Consider the following 19,032-nt stretch of genomic DNA (forward strand, 5'->3'; position numbering starts at 1 on the left):
AGCGGCGACTAGTCGCCCGCTAACGGTACCAACAACACATCTACCTGGCTGGCGCTGACGACACTTTTTGCCGAGCAGGATGCGCGCGAAAAGAAACTATGGTTATGGTTGCCGCAAATGACCAGATCAACATGGTGTTTGCGGCACACAGCCAAAATATGCTGGCTTAACTCACCTGATGCGATGAAAGTTTGTTCAATCGGATAATCCGCCTTTTCCTCCAGCATCTTAAGAAAATTCTCGGTTTCCTCATGCATAACCGCGCGTAAATCCTCCATCATGGGCGCGGCGAACTGGTTATACAGTTCAGGATCGGAAGCGAGAGTAATCAGGCTTACTTTCGCCTGGACAGGGCGGGCGATAGAGACCGCTTTAGCCAGTAGCTGGTGACTTTCCGGGGTGACGGCAACGGCGACAAGAATATGGGTGTAGCTCATAACTCGCTCCTTGATTGCAAGAATATGAGATTGTGCTTTAGCTTTACTCTGTTTATCGCATTTCTGCAATGCGCTAATGCCACATTAATGTGAAGGACATCATAATTAATCATTAATTATTCTTATGTAAAGAATCGTGGCATAAGACACTTTTTACACACTACCAGGATGCTTTATTTAAACGGGTGAACAAGGAAAGCTAAAAGTTAAATCAAATGAGCTTATTTTTAACAGAGGAGGGCGTATGCTGTGACGAGATTAATTAATAACGTTTAATATTTAAGCTACTGTTTACTAAAGGTAAAATAAAAGCGTTTCTAAAATAGAAATAATAGCCTGTTATCTATTATCCTGGCGTTATTTTAACAGAGAGAAACAAAAAAGAATTTGGTGTTGACGTACCCCTATTCAGCAGTGTGGAATAGAAAAAGTGAACATTAGGTTATTAATTAAACAAAGTAAAAGCCATGCTGATGGTTTTATCGTAAGTATTCCGTTAAATTATGTGATCTACATCACATATTTTCTAAAATCGCCGTCCCGCTCCGTTGTATGTCACGAAGCTGACGAGTAGAGTTGCGTCGAATTAGGAAAAATCTTAGGCATTTGTAAAAATTGATGTAAACGTGTAAGGCGAATCTCAGTGGGAGGCTGCGTTATACGTCACAATGTCCATAATGTCTGAGCGCTGCTATGCATTTGACCTTTTTGCTTCTTTTACCGGGCCTTCCCGGCGACATCACGGGGTGCGGCTACGTCGCACAAAAATAAAGTTGGTTATTCTGGATGGGAACAATGCATACATCCGAGTTGCTAAAACACATTTATGACATCAATTTGTCATATTTACTCCTTGCACAGCGTTTGATCGTCCAGGACAAAGCATCTGCGATGTTCCGCCTCGGTATCAACGAAGAGATGGCAAACACACTGGGCGCGTTGACCCTGCCGCAGATGGTCAAACTGGCGGAGACGAACCAGTTAGTTTGTCATTTCCGGTTTGACGATCATCAGACGATCACCCGTTTGACTCAGGATTCGCGCGTCGATGATTTACAGCAGATTCACACAGGTATCATGCTTTCAACGCGTCTGCTCAATGAAGTGGACGATACGGCGCGTAAGAAAAGGGCATGATAATGAGTGAAAAAAGCATTGTTCAGGAAGCTCGCGATATCCAGTTGGCGATGGAGTTGATTAATCTTGGCGCTCGTCTACAAATGCTGGAAAGCGAAACACAGCTCAGCCGTGGTCGCCTCATCAGGCTGTACAAAGAATTACGCGGTAGCCCGCCGCCTAAAGGGATGCTGCCATTTTCGACAGACTGGTTTATGACCTGGGAGCAAAATATTCATGCCTCCATGTTCTGCAACGCCTGGCAATTTTTACTGAAAACCGGCTTATGCAGCGGTGTGGATGCGGTGATTAAAGCTTATCGGCTTTATCTTGAGCAGTGTCCGCAACCGCCTGAAGGGCCGTTGTTGGCGCTGACTCGCGCATGGACGTTGGTGCGTTTTGTTGAAAGTGGGTTGCTCGAATTGTCGAGCTGTAACTGCTGCGGTGGGAACTTTATTACCCATGCGCATCAGCCCGTAGGCAGCTTTGCGTGTAGTTTATGCCAGCCGCCATCCCGCGCAGTAAAAAGACGTAAACTTTCCCGAGATGCTGCCGATATTATTCCACAACTGCTGGATGAACAGATCGAACAGGCTGTTTAACCGAAACGGTGTGGACAAACACTCCAGCAGCGGTAAGTTATTACCGCTGCTTTTTTTTGCCTTGCCTTCGCGTTAATCGCCCGACTGCGCATCCTGTCATAGTCAACAGCGGAAGGATGATGTCGTGCTTATCTTATTAGGTTACCTGGTGGTTATCGGTACAGTTTTCGGCGGTTATGTCATGACCGGCGGACACCTTGGGGCACTCTATCAACCTGCTGAACTGGTCATCATTGGCGGCGCGGGGATAGGGGCGTTCATTGTCGGCAACAACGGGAAGGCCATCAAAGGCACGATGAAAGCGATCCCGTTGTTATTTCGTCGTTCGAAATACACAAAATCTATGTACATGGATTTGCTGGCGTTGCTCTATCGCCTGATGGCCAAATCACGCCAGCAGGGGATGTTCTCCCTTGAACGCGATATTGAAAATCCGAAAGAGAGTGAAATCTTCGCCAGTTATCCGCGTATTCTGGCCGATGCGGTAATGCTTGATTTTATTGTCGATTATCTGCGCCTGATCATCAGCGGCAACATGAATACGTTCGAAATTGAAGCGTTGATGGATGAAGAGATTGAAACCCATGAAAGCGAGGCGGAAGTCCCGGCCAACAGTCTGGCGATGGTGGGGGATTCGCTGCCTGCCTTTGGTATCGTCGCGGCGGTAATGGGGGTGGTTCACGCTCTGGCTTCAGCCGATCGTCCGGCAGCGGAGTTGGGGGCGCTGATTGCCCATGCCATGGTAGGTACGTTCCTCGGTATTTTACTGGCTTATGGATTCATTTCACCGTTAGCGACCGTTTTGCGCCAGAAGAGCGCCGAAACCACCAAGATGATGCAGTGCGTAAAAATTACACTGCTGTCTAATCTGAACGGCTATGCGCCGCCGATTGCCGTGGAATTTGGACGTAAAACGCTTTATTCCAGTGAGCGTCCATCATTTATTGAGTTGGAAGAACACGTTCGCGCAGTGAGAAACCCAAACCAGCAGCAGACGACTGAGGAAGCATGAAAAATCAGGCTCATCCCATTGTCGTCGTAAAACGCCGCAGGCACAAACCGCACGGCGGCGGGGCGCACGGTTCCTGGAAAATTGCCTACGCCGATTTTATGACGGCGATGATGGCTTTTTTTCTGGTGATGTGGCTGATTTCCATCTCCAGCCCTAAAGAATTAATTCAGATTGCCGAATATTTTCGTACGCCGTTGGCCACCGCGGTAACGGGGGGGAATCGGATTGCCAATAGCGAGAGCCCGATACCAGGCGGCGGCGATGATTACACCCAACAACAGGGTGAAGTGGAAAAGCAGCCGAATATCGACGAGCTGAAAAAACGGATGGAGCAGAGTCGCTTAAACAAACTGCGCGGCGATCTGGATCAACTGATCGAATCCGATCCCAAACTGCGCGCGTTACGTCCGCATCTGAAAATTGATTTGGTTCAGGAGGGGTTGCGCATCCAGATTATCGACAGCCAGAACCGCCCGATGTTTAAAACCGGCAGCGCCGAAGTTGAGCCGTATATGCGCGATATCCTGCGTGCGATTGCGCCAGTGTTAAACGGTATACCTAATCGCATTAGCCTGGCCGGCCATACCGATGACTTTCCCTACGCGAACGGCGAAAAAGGCTACAGCAACTGGGAATTATCCGCCGATCGCGCCAATGCTTCGCGTCGCGAACTGGTCGCTGGGGGGCTGGATAACGGAAAAGTATTACGGGTGGTTGGCATGGCCGCCACGATGCGGCTGAGCGATCGCGGTCCTGATGACGCCATCAACCGCCGTATAAGCCTGCTGGTGTTAAACAAACAGGCGGAACAGGCCATTTTGCATGAAAACGCTGAAAGCCAGAATGAGCCGGTAAGTGTATTACAACAGCCTGCGGCAGCCCCGCCGGCAAGCGTACCCACATCGCCAAAAGCGGAACCGAGGTGATAGCGTGAGCATGGATATTAGCGATTTTTATCAGACATTTTTTGATGAAGCTGACGAGCTGTTGGCTGATATGGAGCAGCATCTGCTGGATTTGGTGCCGGAGTCCCCGGACGCTGAACAACTGAACGCCATTTTTCGCGCGGCGCACTCCATTAAAGGCGGCGCGGGCACATTCGGCTTCACTATTCTGCAGGAAACCACACATTTAATGGAAAACCTGCTGGATGAAGCCCGACGCGGTGAAATGCAGCTCAATACCGACATTATCAACCTGTTTTTGGAAACGAAAGATATTATGCAGGAACAGCTCGACGCCTATAAAAACTCCGAAGAGCCGGATGCCGCAAGCTTCGAATATATCTGCAATGCGCTACGCCAGTTGGCGCTGGAGGCGAAAGGCGAAACCACGCCGGCGGTCGTAGAAACCGCGGCACTAAGCGCGGCGATCCAGGAAGAGAGCGTAGCCGAAACCGAATCGCCTCGTGACGAGAGTAAACTGCGCATTGTACTTTCACGGTTGAAAGCCAGTGAGGTCGATCTGCTTGAAGAAGAGTTGAGTAATCTGGCTACTCTGACGGATGTCGTTAAGGGGGCGGATTCACTGTCGGCAACGCTGGATGGCAGCGTCGCGGAAGATGACATTGTCGCGGTGCTCTGTTTTGTCATTGAGGCCGATCAGATCGCTTTTGAAAAAGTGGTCGCCGCGCCGGTTGAAAAAGCGCAAGAGAAAACCGAGGTAGCGCCGGTAGCGCCTCCGGCAGTCGTTGCGCCAGCCGCCAAAAGCGCGGCCCATGAACATCATGCGGGGCGTGAAAAACCTGCGCGTGAACGCGAGTCCACCAGCATTCGCGTGGCGGTAGAGAAAGTGGATCAGCTCATAAACCTGGTCGGCGAGTTAGTGATTACCCAGTCAATGTTGGCCCAGCGTTCTAACGAGCTGGACCCGGTAAACCACGGCGATCTCATTACCAGTATGGGTCAGTTACAACGTAACGCCCGCGACTTACAAGAGTCGGTGATGTCGATTCGCATGATGCCTATGGAATATGTCTTCAGCCGTTTCCCGCGTCTGGTACGCGATTTAGCGGGCAAACTGGGCAAGCAGGTAGAGCTGACGCTGGTGGGGAGCTCCACTGAACTTGATAAAAGCCTGATCGAACGCATTATCGACCCGCTGACGCACCTGGTGCGCAACAGTCTCGACCACGGGATTGAAATGCCGGAAAAACGCCTTGAGGCGGGGAAAAATGTTGTCGGCAATCTGATTCTTTCCGCAGAACATCAGGGCGGGAATATTTGTATTGAAGTGACCGATGACGGCGCGGGGCTTAACCGTGAGCGTATCCTGGCGAAGGCCATGTCGCAGGGGATGGCGGTGAATGAAAACATGACCGACGATGAAGTAGGCATGTTGATCTTCGCGCCGGGATTCTCAACTGCGGAACAGGTCACGGATGTCTCCGGTCGCGGCGTTGGCATGGATGTGGTGAAACGTAACATTCAGGAGATGGGCGGTCACGTTGAGATCCAGTCAAAACAAGGCTCCGGCACCACGATTCGTATTCTGCTGCCGCTGACGCTGGCCATCCTCGATGGGATGTCGGTTCGCGTGGCGGGGGAAGTTTTTATCCTGCCGTTAAATGCGGTGATGGAGTCGCTGCAACCGCGTGAAGAGGATCTTCATCCGCTGGCGGGCGGCGAACGGGTTCTGGAAGTTCGCGGCGAGTATTTGCCGCTGGTCGAATTGTGGAAAGTGTTTGACGTGGACGGGGCGAAAACCGAAGCCACGCAGGGCATTGTTGTGATCCTGCAAAGTGCGGGACGCCGTTACGCGCTGCTGGTCGATCAGCTCATCGGTCAGCACCAGGTGGTGGTCAAAAATCTGGAAAGCAATTATCGCAAGGTACCGGGGATTTCCGCCGCGACGATCCTGGGCGACGGCAGCGTCGCGCTGATTGTTGATGTTTCCGCATTGCAGGGTTTAAACCGCGAACAACGTATGGCGATCACAGCCGCCTGATTGAGTGAGAAGGGAATAATATGACCGGTATGAGTAATGTAAGCAAACTGGCCGGCGAGCCGTCAGGTCAGGAATTCCTGGTGTTTACACTGGGAAATGAAGAGTACGGCATCGATATCCTGAAAGTGCAGGAGATCCGTGGCTATGACCAGGTGACGCGCATCGCCAATACACCGGCCTTTATAAAAGGGGTGACTAACCTGCGCGGCGTGATTGTCCCCATTGTCGATCTGCGCGTGAAATTCTGCGAAGGCGACGTTGAGTACGATGACAATACGGTAGTGATCGTACTGAATCTGGGGCAACGTGTCGTCGGGATAGTGGTAGACGGCGTGTCTGACGTACTGTCGTTAACGGCGGAACAGATCCGTCCGGCGCCAGAATTTGCCGTGACCCTGTCAACAGAATATTTGACGGGATTGGGCGCGCTCGGCGAGCGTATGCTGATTCTGGTGAATATCGAAAAACTGCTTAACAGCGAAGAGATGGCGCTGCTGGATATCGCAGCATCACACGTCGCGTAATAACGTTGCCGGATGGCGTCGCGCCATCCGGCAATACTAGCCGTTATGCTTCCGCCAGCGGTGAGAGTGCCTGTTCATCGCCCGCGCCCAGCCCCTGCATTTTGCGCCGGCATCGCCGCTGCGACACTGTCATTGGCAATGTCGTCTTCCGGAACAGCGTATTTCCTTTTTGCAAAAGTAAAGTTATCACCGCAGGTGCCGATAACGTTGATAACTCGTTATCAGGAAGGTGCCTTATGTTTAACCGTATCCGCGTTGTCACAATGCTGATGATGGTGCTGGGGGTTTTCGCACTGCTACAGCTTGTTTCCGGTGGTTTGCTGTTTTCTTCATTACAGCATAACCAGCAAGGTTTTGTTATTTCTAACGAATTACGCCAGCAACAAAGCGAACTCACGTCGACATGGGACTTAATGCTGCAAACGCGCATTAACCTGAGCCGTTCCGCCGCACGCATGATGATGGACGCTTCTAACCAGCAGAGCAGCGCCAAAACGGATTTACTCCAGAATGCAAAAACGACCCTCGCACAGGCGGCGGCGCACTACGCCAATTTCAAAAACATGACGCCATTGCCAGCGATGGCGGAGGCCAGCGCGAACGTCGATGAAAAATATCAGCGCTATCAGGCCGCATTAGCCGAACTTATTCAGTTTCTGGACAATGGCAATATGGATGCCTACTTCGCCCAGCCAACCCAGGGAATGCAAAACGCGTTGGGCGAGGCGCTGGGCAATTACGCCCGGGTGAGCGAAAACCTGTACCGCCAGACATTTGATCAAAGCGCTCATGACTACCGTTTTGCGCAATGGCAACTGGGGGGGCTTGCGGTCGTGCTGGTGCTGATTTTGATGGTGGTTTGGTTCGGCATTCGTCATGCCCTGCTTAACCCATTAGCGCGAGTGATTACTCATATCCGTGAAATTGCCAGCGGCGATCTGACGAAAACGCTCACCGTCTCAGGACGTAATGAAATTGGCGAACTGGCGGGAACGGTTGAACATATGCAACGCTCGCTGATTGACACCGTGACGCAGGTTCGTGAAGGTTCGGATGCGATTTATTCCGGCACCAGTGAAATTGCCGCCGGTAATACCGACCTCTCTTCCCGTACCGAACAACAAGCCTCCGCTCTGGAGGAGACGGCGGCCAGCATGGAACAACTGACGGCCACCGTGAAGCAAAACGCCGATAACGCCCGCCAGGCTTCGCAACTGGCGCAAAGCGCCTCCGAGACCGCGCGTCATGGCGGCAAAGTGGTCGACGGCGTGGTAAACACCATGCACGAAATTGCCGACAGTTCGAAAAAAATCGCTGACATTATCAGCGTTATCGACGGTATTGCCTTCCAGACTAACATTCTGGCGCTGAACGCGGCGGTAGAAGCGGCGCGCGCGGGAGAGCAGGGGCGCGGTTTTGCGGTCGTGGCAGGCGAGGTGCGTAATCTGGCCAGCCGCAGCGCCCAGGCGGCGAAAGAAATAAAAGCGTTGATTGAAGATTCCGTCTCGCGTGTCGATACCGGTTCTGTGCTGGTGGAAAGCGCCGGGGAAACCATGACTGACATCGTCAATGCCGTTACGCGCGTCACGGATATCATGGGCGAAATCGCCTCCGCCTCGGATGAGCAAAGCCGGGGTATCGATCAGGTCGCTTTGGCCGTTTCCGAAATGGATCGCGTAACGCAACAGAACGCCTCGCTGGTTCAGGAATCCGCAGCGGCCGCCGCCGCGCTGGAAGAGCAGGCCAGCCGTCTGACCCAGGCGGTATCGGCTTTCCGCCTGGCATCGCGACCGCTGGTGGCAAATAAACCTGAGATGCGTTTGTCAGTGGACGCTCAGTCCGGCAATACGCCGCGGCCCTTAGCCGCCGGGGATGATGCGAACTGGGAAACCTTCTGATCGACGTGCGCTGTGTGCTGTCGGTTATCGATTAATTTGCGAACCCGCCGATCCCTTTCGTCTGGTTCGCATAGATAAAAGCAAAAAATGTGTAATACGGGAAGCATGGCGCTGCCGCAGGGCGCGCCCGTTGTACTTTGAATGTGATTAAGAAGGCGCTATGACATCATCTCTGCCCTCCGGGCAAACGTCAGTATTGTTACAGATGACACAGCGCCTCGCGCTGTCCGACGCGCATTTTCGTCGGATATGTCAATTAATCTACCAGCGCGCAGGGATCGTGCTGGCCGACCATAAGCGGGATATGGTTTATAACCGCCTGGTCCGTCGGCTGCGTGCCCTGGGACTGGATGATTTTGGCCGTTATCTCAGTATGCTGGAGGCTAATCAAAACAGCGCTGAGTGGCAGGCTTTTATCAACGCTCTGACTACCAACCTGACCGCTTTTTTTCGCGAGGCGCACCATTTTCCCATCCTTGCGGAACATGCGCGTCGCCGCCACGGCGAGTACCGCGTCTGGAGTGCGGCGGCATCGACAGGAGAAGAACCTTACAGTATCGCCATTACGCTGGCGGATGCGTTGGGGATGGCCCCCGGTCGCTGGAAAGTATTCGCCAGCGATATTGATACTGAAGTGCTGGAAAAAGCGAGAAGCGGTATTTATCGCCTCAGCGAACTGAAAACGTTATCGCCGCAGCAGCTACAACGTTACTTCATGCGCGGTACGGGGCCGCATGAAGGACTGGTGCGCGTGCGTCAGGAACTGGCCAATTATGTTGAATTTTCCTCCGTTAATTTGTTGGAAAAGCAGTACAACGTACCCGGTCCCTTTGACGCGATTTTTTGCCGTAACGTCATGATCTATTTTGATAAAACGACTCAGGAGGACATTCTGCGCCGTTTTGTTCCACTCCTTAAACCTGACGGACTGTTGTTTGCCGGTCACTCAGAAAACTTTAGCAACCTCGTGCGCGAGTTTAGCCTGCGCGGACAGACGGTGTATGCGCTAAGTAAGGATAAAGCATGAGTAAAATCAGGGTATTGTCAGTTGATGATTCCGCGCTAATGCGCCAAATCATGACTGAAATTATTAATAGCCATAGCGATATGGAGATGGTGGCGACTGCGCCGGACCCGTTGGTCGCCAGGGATCTCATCAAAAAATTTAATCCGGACGTATTGACCCTGGACGTTGAGATGCCGCGTATGGACGGCCTCGATTTTCTGGAAAAACTGATGCGCCTGCGACCGATGCCGGTGGTGATGGTCTCTTCGCTGACCGGGAAAGGTTCTGAAGTGACGCTACGGGCGCTGGAGTTGGGGGCCATCGATTTTGTCACCAAACCGCAGCTTGGCATTCGTGAAGGTATGCTGGCGTATAGCGAGATGATCGCCGAAAAAGTGCGTACCGCCGCGCGGGCCCGCATCGCCGCACATAAACCGATGGCGGCCCCGGCAACCTTAAAAGCCGGTCCGCTGCTCAGTTCGGAAAAACTGATTGCTATCGGCGCTTCAACGGGCGGTACTGAAGCTATCCGACATGTGCTGCAACCGCTGCCGCTTTCCAGTCCGGCAGTGATTATTACGCAGCATATGCCGCCTGGCTTTACCCGCTCGTTTGCCGAGCGCCTGAATAAACTCTGTCAAATCAGCGTTAAGGAGGCCGAGGATGGCGAACGCGTATTGCCAGGTCATGCCTACATTGCACCCGGCGACAAGCATATGGAGCTGGCGCGTAGCGGGGCGAATTATCAAATCAAAATTCATGATGGCCCGCCGGTAAACCGGCATCGGCCTTCCGTGGATGTGCTGTTTCATTCGGTGGCGAAACACGCGGGGCGCAACGCCGTAGGCGTCATTCTTACGGGGATGGGCAACGATGGCGCCGCTGGAATGTTAGCGATGTACCAGGCTGGCGCCTGGACCATTGCGCAAAACGAAGCAAGTTGTGTGGTGTTCGGCATGCCGCGCGAGGCCATCAATATGGGTGGCGTAAGCGAAGTGGTCGATCTTAGCCAGGTAAGCCAGCAGATGCTGGCGAAAATCAGTGCCGGACAGGCGATACGTATTTGAACCAGGAGTAGTATTTTATGGCGGATAAAGAGCTTAAATTTTTGGTTGTGGATGACTTTTCGACCATGCGTCGTATCGTGCGCAACCTCTTAAAAGAGCTTGGATTTAACAATGTGGAAGAGGCCGAAGACGGCGTCGATGCGCTGAACAAGCTCCAGGCGGGCGGCTTTGGTTTTATTATCTCCGACTGGAACATGCCGAACATGGATGGCCTGGAGCTGCTGAAAACCATTCGCGCCGATAGCGCCATGTCGGCGTTACCCGTGTTGATGGTCACGGCGGAAGCCAAAAAAGAGAATATTATCGCCGCCGCACAGGCTGGCGCCAGCGGTTATGTCGTAAAACCGTTTACCGCAGCGACTCTGGAAGAGAAGCTCAACAAAATCTTTGAGAAACTGGGCATGTGAGGATGCGATGATGATGCAACCATCTATCAAGCCTGCTGATGAAGGTTCAGCAGGAGACATCATTGCGCGCATCGGTAGTCTGACCCGAATGCTGCGCGACAGCCTGCGTGAGCTGGGGCTGGACCAGGCGATTGCCGAAGCGGCGGAGGCGATCCCTGATGCGCGCGACCGTCTGGATTACGTCGTCCAGATGACGGCGCAGGCGGCGGAACGCGCGCTAAACAGTGTCGAAGCCTCGCAGCCGCATCAGGATGCGATGGAGAAAGAGGCGAAAGCGCTAACCCAACGTTGGGACGAGTGGTTTGACAATCCGATCGAGCTTGCCGACGCCCGTGAACTGGTGACGGATACGCGCCAGTTTCTCAGGGATGTCCCGGGCCATACCAGCTTTACTAACGCGCAACTGCTGGACATCATGATGGCGCAGGATTTCCAGGATCTGACGGGTCAGGTGATCAAACGCATGATGGACGTGATTCAGGAGATTGAGCGCCAGTTATTAATGGTACTGCTGGAAAACATCCCGGAACAGAGCGCACGACCAAAACGCGAGAACGAAAGCTTACTCAACGGCCCGCAGGTGGATACCTCGAAAGCTGGCGTCGTCGCCAGTCAGGATCAGGTGGACGACCTGCTGGACAGTCTTGGGTTTTAAGCTTTTTTGACCTGATGGCGCTGCGCTTATCGGGTTCGAATCCGTCAACCCGGCCGGATACGAGACTTTCTTATCGTATCCGGCTATCTCTATTAACGCCATAAACCCCGCCTTTTTTACCGCTTACTCTGCCCATTGGCGTAAAGCGGTTCTGGCATCATTCTCGCTTATCAATCTATCCAGGGTTTGCTGCGTGGCAGAAGAGAGCGACGACGACAAAACAGAAGCCCCCACACCCCACCGACTTGAAAAAGCGCGGGAAGAAGGGCAGATCCCCCGTTCCAGAGAACTGACCTCACTGCTGATATTGCTGGTGGGCGTTTGTATTATTTGGTTCGGCGGCGAGTCGTTAGCGCGGCAACTGGCGGGAATGCTCTCAGCAGGCCTGCACTTCGATCACCGTATGGTGAACGATCCTAACCTGATCCTGGGGCAGATAATTTTGCTGATTAAAGCGGCGATGATGGCGTTGCTACCGCTCATCGCGGGCGTGGTGCTGGTGGCGCTTATCTCGCCGGTTATGCTTGGCGGCCTGATTTTTAGCGGTAAGTCGCTACAGCCAAAATTTTCTAAATTAAACCCGCTGCCGGGAATTAAGCGCATGTTTTCGGCGCAGACCGGCGCGGAACTGCTAAAAGCGGTGTTGAAATCCACGCTGGTCGGCTGCGTTACCGGCTTTTATCTCTGGTATCACTGGCCACAAATGATGCGCCTGATGGCGGAGTCGCCGATCGTCGCAATGGGGAATGCGCTGGATCTGGTTGGACTCTGCGCGTTACTGGTGGTACTGGGCGTGATTCCGATGGTGGGATTTGACGTTTTTTTCCAGATCTTTAGCCACCTGAAAAAATTACGCATGTCGCGGCAGGACATCCGCGACGAATTTAAAGAGAGCGAAGGCGATCCGCATGTTAAGGGCAAAATTCGCCAGATGCAACGCGCCGCCGCGCAGCGCCGCATGATGGAAGATGTGCCGAAAGCGGACGTCATTGTCACTAACCCGACGCACTATTCCGTGGCGCTGCAGTATGACGAAAACAAAATGAGCGCGCCGAAAGTGGTCGCGAAGGGGGCTGGATTAATAGCGCTGCGCATTCGCGAGATCGGCGCTGAACATCGGGTTCCCACTTTAGAAGCGCCGCCGCTGGCGCGGGCATTATATCGCCACGCCGAAATCGGTCAGCAAATTCCCGGGCAGTTATATGCTGCCGTTGCGGAAGTGTTGGCCTGGGTCTGGCAGCTTAAACGCTGGCGGCTTGCGGGCGGGCAACGTCCTCCACAACCTGAGAACCTTCCGGTGCCAGAAGCGCTGGATTTTATGAACGAGAAGAATACTGATGGCTAATCTGGTCGCGATGCTGCGCCTGCCCAGCAACCTGAAATCGACGCAATGGCAAATTCTTGCCGGGCCGATCCTCATTCTGCTGATTTTGTCGATGATGGTGCTGCCGCTACCTGCTTTTATCCTCGACTTATTGTTTACCTTTAATATTGCGCTATCAATTATGGTGCTGCTGGTGGCGATGTTTACCCAGCGTACTCTGGATTTTGCCGCGTTTCCGACCATCCTGCTGTTTACCACGCTACTGCGTCTGGCGCTTAACGTAGCCTCAACGCGCATTATTTTGATGGAAGGGCATACCGGCGCGGCGGCGGCGGGAAAGGTAGTGGAGGCGTTCGGTCATTTCCTGGTCGGCGGTAACTTCGCGATCGGGATTGTGGTTTTTATCATCCTCGTCATTATCAACTTCATGGTCATCACCAAAGGCGCCGGACGTATTGCCGAAGTCGGCGCGCGCTTTGTGCTGGACGGTATGCCCGGTAAGCAAATGGCGATTGACGCCGATCTTAATGCCGGTCTGATTGGTGAAGACGAGGCCAAAAAACGGCGTTCGGAAGTCACTCAGGAAGCCGACTTCTACGGCTCGATGGACGGGGCAAGTAAATTTGTACGCGGCGACGCCATCGCCGGTATTCTCATCATGGTCATTAACGTGGTCGGCGGGCTGCTGGTCGGCGTATTGCAGCACGGAATGAGCATAGGCAGCGCGGCGGAAAGCTACACTCTGCTGACCATTGGCGACGGCCTGGTCGCCCAGATCCCGGCGCTGGTTATCTCCACGGCGGCGGGCGTCATTGTGACCCGCGTCAGTACCGATCAGGATGTAGGCGAGCAGATGGTTGGCCAACTGTTCAGTAATCCAAGGGTGATGCTGCTGGCGGCGGCGGTGCTGGGGCTGCTTGGCATGGTGCCAGGAATGCCTAACCTGGTATTTTTACTTTTTACCGCCGCTTTGCTCGGCCTGGCATGGTGGCTGCGCGGGCGTGAAGAAAAAGCGCCGGAGGAGCCGCAGCCGGTAAAAATGCCGGAAAATAACTCGGTGGTCGAAGCCACCTGGAATGACGTACAGCTTGAGGATTCACTGGGAATGGAAGTGGGCTACCGCCTGATCCCGATGGTGGATTTTCAACAGGATGGCGAATTGCTCGGACGTATTCGCAGCATTCGTAAAAAATTCGCGCAGGATATGGGGTTCCTGCCGCCGGTTGTCCATATTCGCGACAATATGGATTTACAGCCTGCGCGCTATCGTATTTTGATGAAAGGGGTAGAGATTGGCAGCGGGGACGCCTATCCGGGACGTTGGCTGGCTATTAACCCTGGCACGGCGGCGGGAACGCTACCGGGCGAGAAAACCGTCGATCCAGCTTTTGGCCTTGATGCCATCTGGATTGAAAGCGCCCTGAAAGAGCAGGCGCAAATTCAGGGCTTTACCGTCGTGGAAGCCAGTACCGTTGTGGCGACGCACCTTAACCACTTGATTGGCCAATTCTCCGCCGAACTGTTTGGCCGTCAGGAAGCGCAGCAACTGTTGGATCGTGTCTCTCAGGAGATGCCTAAACTCACGGAAGATCTGGTCCCCGGCGTCGTGACCCTCACGACTTTACACAAAGTCCTGCAAAACTTACTGGCGGAAAAAGTCCCGATTCGCGATATGCGCACCATTCTGGAAACGCTGGCGGAACATGCGCCGTTACAAAGCGATCCGCATGAATTAACCGCCGTGGTACGCGTGGCATTAGGGCGAGCGATTACGCAACAGTGGTTCCCCGGTAATGAAGAAGTGCAGGTGATTGGCCTGGATACCGCGCTGGAGCGTTTGCTGCTTCAGGCATTGCAGGGCGGCGGTGGACTTGAGCCTGGGTTGGCGGATCGCCTGCTGGCGCAGACGCAAGAGGCGCTTTCTCGCCAGGAGATGCTGGGCGCGCCGCCGGTATTACTGGTTAACCATGCGCTACGTCCATTATTGTCCCGCTTTTTGCGGCGCAGTTTACCGCAGCTGGTGGTGTTGTCGAACCTTGAGCTTTCCGATAACCGTCATATCCGCATGACGGCGACCATTGGAGGAAAATAATGCGTAAATGGCTGGCATTGTTGCTCTTTCCCCTAACGGTTCAGGCCGCAGGCGAAGGCGCGTGGCAGGATAGCGGTATGGGCGTAACCTTAAATTACCGGGGCGTTTCCGCATCGTCTTCGCCATTGTCGGCGCGTCAGCCGGTTTCCGGTGTGATGACACTGGTCGCCTGGCGTTATGAACTGAATGGCCCGACTCCCGCGAGCTTACGGGTACGTTTATGTTCCCAGTCCCGTTGCGTAGAACTTGATGGTCAGAGTGGCACGACCCACGGTTTTGCTCATGTTCCCGCAGTCGAGCCGCTCCGCTTTGTCTGGGAAGTCCCCGGCGGCGGCCGACTTATCCCGGCGTTAAAAGTGCGGAGCAATCAGGTGATTGTGAACTACCGCTAACCGCCCCTTTCTTTGCCAGGTAGCAGACCTGACTCTCTTTTTGAATAAATAGAAACGCCGTTTTATAAAATGGTGAGGTAGGTTGCCGAACTCTTTGTGTTTTTGCCATTTACGCTCTGGCAATGGCAGAAACAAAAAGGTTTCCGCCCAGCTTAGCTTTTACTGTAGCGAATCGACTGCGTCGGCGGTAAAACTGCACGCAGCACTGAATTCGACATTACACAGAGGTTAAGCAAATGATGGTTTATCCAGTCAAACACAGTCCGCTATTGCGTCAGCCTGAGCATTTTATCGCCAGAGATGAACTAAAAGCCCTGGTGCAAAAGGTGACGCATAACCTGGTCAATATTAAAGATGAGACAGGCGAATTTTTATTGCGACTGGACGACGGACGCGTGATCGATACTAAAGGCTGGGCCGGATGGGAGTGGACGCACGGCGTGGGCCTGTACGGAATGCATCACTATTACCAACAGACCGGCGACCAGACGATGCGTAAGATCATTGATGACTGGTTTGCCGATCGTTTTGCGGAAGGCGCGACGACGAAAAACGTTAATACGATGGCGCCGTTTTTAACGCTGGCGTATCGCTATGAAGAGACGCGTAATCCAGCGTATTTACCGTGGCTGGAAACGTGGGCCGAATGGGCGATGAATGAAATGCCCCGTACCGATCACGGCGGAATGCAGCACATCACGCTGGCGGAGGAAAATCATCAGCAGATGTGGGACGACACGCTAATGATGACGGTGCTGCCGCTGGCGAAAATCGGTAAACTGTTGAACCGGCCGGAATATGTGGAAGAGGCAACCTATCAGTTCCTGCTGCACGTGCAGAATTTGATGGATAAAGAGACGGGGCTGTGGTTCCACGGCTGGAGCTATGACGGTCATCATAACTTCGCTAACGCTCGCTGGGCGCGCGGCAACAGCTGGCTGACCATTGTGATCCCGGATTTTCTTGAACTGCTGGACTTGCCAGAAAATAATGCCGTGCGCCGTTACCTGGTCCAGGTACTGAATGCGCAGATCGCCGCGCTGGCGAAATGTCAAGATAAAAGCGGTTTGTGGCATACGCTGCTTGACGATCCGCACTCTTATCTTGAGGCGTCGGCGACGGCGGGTTTTGCCTACGGTATTCTTAAAGCGGTGCGCAAACGCTATGTCGAACGGCACTATGCGCAGGTGGCGGAAAAAGCTATTCGGGGGATAGTGAAACATATCTCGCCGGAAGGCGAACTGCTGCAAACGTCATTTGGCACTGGCATGGGCCACGATCTCGATTTTTACCGTCATATTCCGTTGACCTCTATGCCTTACGGGCAGGCGATGGCAATGCTGTGTTTGACGGAATATCTGCGTAACTATTTCTGATGTATGCAGATATTCCGGTCGTATCCTTGTCTGATGGCGCTTTGCTTATTTGACTATGGCGCCTGACCCGACTGTGTGGTATCAGCCTGTGGATCAAACAGGTGGTCAAGGATTTTTCGCATGATGGGCGCGGCGGTAACGCCGTCGCTTCCGCCGTTTTCCAGAATCAAGGCAATAGCGACCTTAGGGTTTTTATACGGTGCAAAAGCGGTATAAAACACATGATCGCGCAGGCGAATGGGGATCATTTTCGCATTGTAGGTCTGATTTTCTTTCAGGCTAAACACCTGCGACGTGCCGCTTTTGGCCGCAATGCCGTAGGGCGCGGTGTGAAAGAACTTATAGCCCGTTCCGTTGGGTGCATTCGCCATGCCGTACATCGCCTGACGCACCAGTCCCCAGTATGGCGACGCCGGATCGGCTATCTGTGCCGGTGTTCCTGAAGGGCGATACGGAACCACCGTTTTGCCGCTCTCTTCATTGAGTAACAGGTGAGGGGCAATCACCTTACCGTTGTTGATGAGCGCCACCATCGCTTTTACCATCTGGATGGGGGTGGCAATCCAGTAGCCCTGGCCGATGCCGACAGAGATGGTATCGCCCTGATACCAGGCTTTTTTATGGACCCGCTGTTTCCATGCGCGGCTGGGAAGCAGCCCGTCATACTCTTCATTAAGGTCGATGCCCGTCGGTTTGCCATAGCCGAACTGAGACAACATCGTGTCGATACGGTCAATACCCATCATATAAGCGACCTGATAGAAAAAGGTATCCGCAGATTCCTCAATCGCTTTAGTGACATCCAGCATACCGTGTCCGGTTTTTTTCCAGTCCCGGTAATGACGCTGCGTGCCGGGAAGCGTCCAGGTTGGCGCGCCAAAGAAGGTGGTTTGCGGCGTAATAATCCCGCATAACAGCGCGGACATCGCCATATAGGGTTTAACCGTTGACGCCGGGGGATAAAGCCCTTGCGTCACGCGGTTGATCAGCGGCAGATTTTTATCGTGCAGCAGTTTGCCGTAATCCTGATAGCTAATGCCTTTTACAAAGGGGTTCGGGTCGTAGCTGGGCATAGATACCATCGCCAGCACTGAACCATCGTGCGGATCTTCAACCAGTACGGCAGCACGCTGCCCGGCCAGCAAACTTTCAATGTACTCTTGTAAATGGAGATCCAGCGTCAGGTGAATGTTCTTACCCGCGATGGGAGGAACGTCTTTCAGCAGGCGGACAATACGCCCGTGATTATCCACCTCGACCTCCTGATAACCGGTTTTGCCATGAAGATCGTTTTCGTAGTAACGCTCAATCCCCTGTTTACCGATGTTATGGTCCGCCGCGTAATTCTCTGCCAGCCCTTTTTTATCCAGCGCTTTAAGGTCGTTATCGTTTATCTTTGACACGTAACCGAGAACATGCGCCAGCTCCGCGCCGTAAGGATACTGCCGATCCTGATAGCTATTGATCGTGACGCCGTTGAAATGAAACTGATTGACCGCAAAGCGTGCGATTTCAACATCCGTTAGCGCGTTTTTGAGCACCACCGGACGATAGCGGCTACTGGATTTTAGCGCATGGCGAAAGTCGGCGATATCATCGGGGGAGAGATCAACAATAGGGGTGAGCTGTTTTAGCAGCGCATCCATATCGGCAATTTTATAGGGCGTAACCGCGATATCATACCAGGTTACGTTACGCACTAGCGGAATGCCGTTGCGATCGTAAATGATGCCGCGCGTGGGCGCGACGGGTAGCATCTTGATATCGTTCTCATTCGAACGGGTGGTGTAGTAGTGGTGCTGGCGGATTTGCAAGTTATAGAGGTTGAAGATCAGGATACCAAAGCAGACAACCACTACACCAAACGCCACAATCACACGTCTCAGGAAGAGTTTCTCTTCCGCATCAAAGTCTTTAAAAGTCATTACCTGTACCTGAACAATCCGCCGCCTAATGATACGGGGCGGTCAGCGCCAGCACAGGTAAAAGATGTTCCATCTCTCTATAGAAATGTGTCATTCCTTGTGATTTGTTACAGATATACCGCTGTGTGACTAGTCCTGATATAGGTTGACAGTTTTTTGTCTGTAAAACGCCTGATGAACATCATCGGGCGTTTTGTATTTCAGGGCCAGGTGTGGCCGTTCATGGTTATAAATTGCCACGGACTCTTTTACT

The 19,032-nt window shown here is 53.1% G+C and carries 18 protein-coding genes; 15 read left to right on the forward strand and 3 right to left on the reverse strand.

Annotated features, from left to right (window positions below; genetic code table 11):
• Positions 1–8: 8 nt before the first annotated feature.
• On the reverse strand, positions 9–437 hold the full coding sequence (uspC, locus tag ACH0VJ_RS18900; RefSeq protein ID WP_000122603.1) for a universal stress protein UspC: 429 nt from the start codon (positions 435–437) through the stop codon (positions 9–11).
• Positions 434–550, reverse strand: coding sequence for a hypothetical protein (locus tag ACH0VJ_RS18905; RefSeq protein ID WP_001617301.1), 117 nt, complete (start codon positions 548–550; stop codon positions 434–436). Before ACH0VJ_RS18905 ends, uspC begins: the two co-directional genes overlap by 4 nt.
• A 682-nt stretch (positions 551–1,232) precedes the next feature.
• On the opposite strand from ACH0VJ_RS18905, the gene flhD reads away from it, so the two are divergent.
• The 15 genes from flhD (at position 1,233) to ACH0VJ_RS18980 (ending at position 16,854) form a co-directional block, all read left to right on the forward strand.
• Complete coding sequence (flhD, locus tag ACH0VJ_RS18910; RefSeq protein WP_001518146.1) at positions 1,233–1,574, forward strand: flagellar transcriptional regulator FlhD; 342 nt, start codon at positions 1,233–1,235, stop codon at positions 1,572–1,574.
• Positions 1,571–2,155 carry a flagellar transcriptional regulator FlhC gene (flhC, locus tag ACH0VJ_RS18915; RefSeq protein ID WP_000605987.1) on the forward strand — a complete coding sequence of 195 codons (585 nt, stop codon included), beginning with the start codon at positions 1,571–1,573 and terminating at the stop codon, positions 2,153–2,155. Before flhD ends, flhC begins: the two co-directional genes overlap by 4 nt.
• Before the next feature lie 124 nt (positions 2,156–2,279).
• Positions 2,280–3,167, forward strand: coding sequence for a flagellar motor stator protein MotA (gene motA / locus ACH0VJ_RS18920; protein ID WP_000906312.1), 888 nt, complete (start codon positions 2,280–2,282; stop codon positions 3,165–3,167).
• Positions 3,164–4,093 carry a flagellar motor protein MotB gene (gene motB / locus ACH0VJ_RS18925; protein ID WP_000795653.1) on the forward strand — a complete coding sequence of 310 codons (930 nt, stop codon included), beginning with the start codon at positions 3,164–3,166 and terminating at the stop codon, positions 4,091–4,093. Before motA ends, motB begins: the two co-directional genes overlap by 4 nt.
• 4 nt (positions 4,094–4,097) lie before the next feature.
• Positions 4,098–6,113: a chemotaxis protein CheA gene (gene cheA, locus ACH0VJ_RS18930; protein WP_000061322.1), complete on the forward strand. Its 2,016-nt coding sequence runs from the start codon at positions 4,098–4,100 to the stop codon at positions 6,111–6,113.
• 20 nt (positions 6,114–6,133) lie between these two features.
• Positions 6,134–6,637 carry a chemotaxis protein CheW gene (gene cheW / locus ACH0VJ_RS18935; protein ID WP_000147295.1) on the forward strand — a complete coding sequence of 168 codons (504 nt, stop codon included), beginning with the start codon at positions 6,134–6,136 and terminating at the stop codon, positions 6,635–6,637.
• 236 nt (positions 6,638–6,873) lie between these two features.
• A complete protein-coding gene (tar, locus tag ACH0VJ_RS18940; protein ID WP_000483266.1) occupies positions 6,874–8,535 on the forward strand; it encodes a methyl-accepting chemotaxis protein II in 1,662 nt (553 codons plus the stop codon).
• A 160-nt stretch (positions 8,536–8,695) separates the two neighbouring features.
• Positions 8,696–9,562 (forward strand): protein-glutamate O-methyltransferase CheR, encoded by an 867-nt coding sequence (gene cheR / locus ACH0VJ_RS18945; protein WP_000204362.1) that lies wholly within the window; start codon positions 8,696–8,698, stop codon positions 9,560–9,562.
• Positions 9,559–10,608: a protein-glutamate methylesterase/protein glutamine deamidase gene (cheB, locus tag ACH0VJ_RS18950; RefSeq protein WP_000036389.1), complete on the forward strand. Its 1,050-nt coding sequence runs from the start codon at positions 9,559–9,561 to the stop codon at positions 10,606–10,608. The genes cheR and cheB overlap by 4 nt, the downstream gene beginning before the upstream one ends.
• A 17-nt stretch (positions 10,609–10,625) precedes the next feature.
• Complete coding sequence (gene cheY / locus ACH0VJ_RS18955) at positions 10,626–11,015, forward strand: chemotaxis response regulator CheY (RefSeq protein WP_000763861.1); 390 nt, start codon at positions 10,626–10,628, stop codon at positions 11,013–11,015.
• A 10-nt stretch (positions 11,016–11,025) separates the two neighbouring features.
• Positions 11,026–11,670 (forward strand): protein phosphatase CheZ, encoded by a 645-nt coding sequence (gene cheZ / locus ACH0VJ_RS18960; protein ID WP_000983585.1) that lies wholly within the window; start codon positions 11,026–11,028, stop codon positions 11,668–11,670.
• A 193-nt stretch (positions 11,671–11,863) separates the two neighbouring features.
• On the forward strand, positions 11,864–13,015 hold the full coding sequence (gene flhB / locus ACH0VJ_RS18965; protein ID WP_000797089.1) for a flagellar biosynthesis protein FlhB: 1,152 nt from the start codon (positions 11,864–11,866) through the stop codon (positions 13,013–13,015).
• Positions 13,008–15,086: a flagellar biosynthesis protein FlhA gene (flhA, locus tag ACH0VJ_RS18970; RefSeq protein WP_000002386.1), complete on the forward strand. Its 2,079-nt coding sequence runs from the start codon at positions 13,008–13,010 to the stop codon at positions 15,084–15,086. Before flhB ends, flhA begins: the two co-directional genes overlap by 8 nt.
• Positions 15,086–15,478: a flagellar protein FlhE gene (gene flhe / locus ACH0VJ_RS18975; RefSeq protein WP_001233621.1), complete on the forward strand. Its 393-nt coding sequence runs from the start codon at positions 15,086–15,088 to the stop codon at positions 15,476–15,478. The genes flhA and flhe overlap by 1 nt, the downstream gene beginning before the upstream one ends.
• Positions 15,479–15,714: 236 nt before the next feature.
• Complete coding sequence (locus tag ACH0VJ_RS18980; RefSeq protein WP_000989901.1) at positions 15,715–16,854, forward strand: glycoside hydrolase family 105 protein; 1,140 nt, start codon at positions 15,715–15,717, stop codon at positions 16,852–16,854.
• Between the two features lie 53 nt (positions 16,855–16,907).
• On the opposite strand, the gene mrdA is transcribed toward ACH0VJ_RS18980, so the two are convergent.
• A complete protein-coding gene (gene mrdA, locus ACH0VJ_RS18985) occupies positions 16,908–18,779 on the reverse strand; it encodes a penicillin-binding protein 2 (protein WP_000142857.1) in 1,872 nt (623 codons plus the stop codon).
• Positions 18,780–19,032 lie beyond the last annotated feature (253 nt).

It is taken from the genome of Salmonella sp. 2020_1459 (assembly GCF_043847915.1).
In the GTDB taxonomy this organism is placed as follows: domain Bacteria; phylum Pseudomonadota; class Gammaproteobacteria; order Enterobacterales; family Enterobacteriaceae; genus Salmonella; species Salmonella enterica.